Source organism: Cupriavidus sp. L7L, assembly GCF_004353535.1.
GTDB classification, from domain to species: Bacteria; Pseudomonadota; Gammaproteobacteria; order Burkholderiales; family Burkholderiaceae; genus Cupriavidus; species Cupriavidus oxalaticus_A.
Genome location: NZ_SMNY01000103.1, coordinates 1 through 1,364, shown reverse-complemented (window position 1 = coordinate 1,364; position 1,364 = coordinate 1). Strand labels below are relative to the sequence as shown.

The window sequence follows — 1,364 nt, the reverse complement described above, 5'->3', positions numbered from 1 at the left end:
GACTTGCGTCGGAGTCGGCGCGACGATAGGCGGCAACGAAGTGCCGAAGCCAGAAGGCGATGAAATGCCGCGGGATTGCGCGGTTGCGACGGTTGCGGGCTCGGACAGGTAGACGATATGACGCGTGACCCCCTTTCCTCTTTTCTTTCCACGCGTGAAGTTCACCCGCTGCGAAGTAATGGAGTCCACGTACCAGCCTGGCATGACTTCATAGCCTTCCTTGACCGCGGTGGGCACACCGCCTTTCAACGAGACATCGGCAGTGAGCTTTCCGACTTCACCATAGACAGCTACCACCGCAACGTCCTCAATACGAGGCTTGTTGTCTTCCGCCGCGACTTGCGTCTGGGTCGGGGCAGCAGCAGGCACTGTGCCGACAGATGGCGTTTCGACTCGTGCCTTGGACTCTGTCCGCTTCTTTGCAATCTCGTCCGCCATCGCTCCGCGCTGCTCTTCCACAAGCTCCCGCAACGGTGCGGCTTGCGCGACCGACGTGCACAGCAACACGGCGGACAGAACCGCCATGGCGTTAGTCTTTGACATAGTATTTGCCTTCCAGATTGAATGTTGGTCCAGTGCTATCCGACCCCAGCGTCACGCGCGTAAGGGTCATATTGCGAGGCAACTGCGACGCCATTTCTGCAGCCAAGGCAAGCGGCCCCGCATAGCTGAACGTGCCTGCGCGGACCGGCGATTTGATCGCCCCTGCTGGGATAGTCGGATCCGCACCGAAGATCTCTGGGGGTGTGAAGTTGTATTGGACCCCAAGCAGGCGGACGTCCTGGGAGAAAGATCCCGTGTTCTCCATGAAGTGCTGCATATTTGGCAAGCGCGAAGGATCGAGTTGCGAGGCTTGCGCGTTCTTCGCTGGCACAGTGAACGCGGCTCCTTTGCCATCGAGAGAAGTGTTGATCTCCCGCCCGCCCATAGCGCTTTTGAGCGAGAGATTGTTTCCCCCGAGATTCTCCCAACTGTACGTGCAGCCGCCAGCCTCGCAGACAACCTGCTTGAGCATCCACCCCCCCTCGTACACCTCTTGATCCATCGCAGACTCGATGAGCTGCGGTGCGATTTCGGCAACAGGCACGCCAGCCGTCGAAAGCGCAGCCGCAAGGCTTGCGGCGTACAACTTTTGGGGATCCTGCTGTTGCGCCCGCGCCGACAGGCGAGCCGCTCGGTCGCGCTCCTTACTCCAGCTTGTATAGCCGTAGCCCACGCCGACGACAGCGAGCAAGGCCACAAGGAAAAGCAACTTTGGGTCGACGCCGCGTGAGGCCGGAATCAGGGTCGCTGCCTTCGCGTCCCCTTCTTTCACGAGGTCAGTCAGCGGGAGCGGGATGCTGTCCGGAAGCAGGTTTCCAAAG

At 60.3% G+C, this 1,364-nt stretch carries 2 protein-coding genes; both read right to left on the bottom strand.

Annotation, left to right across the window (positions count from 1 at the left end):
- On the bottom strand, positions 1-543 hold a 543-nt coding region (gene pilP / locus E1J61_RS35945), incomplete at its 3' end, for a type IV pilus biogenesis protein PilP (protein WP_133098533.1).
- A partial coding sequence (locus tag E1J61_RS37630; RefSeq protein WP_165971617.1) for a hypothetical protein occupies positions 530-1,364 on the bottom strand: 835 nt, incomplete at its 5' end. The genes E1J61_RS37630 and pilP, both read right to left, overlap by 14 nt.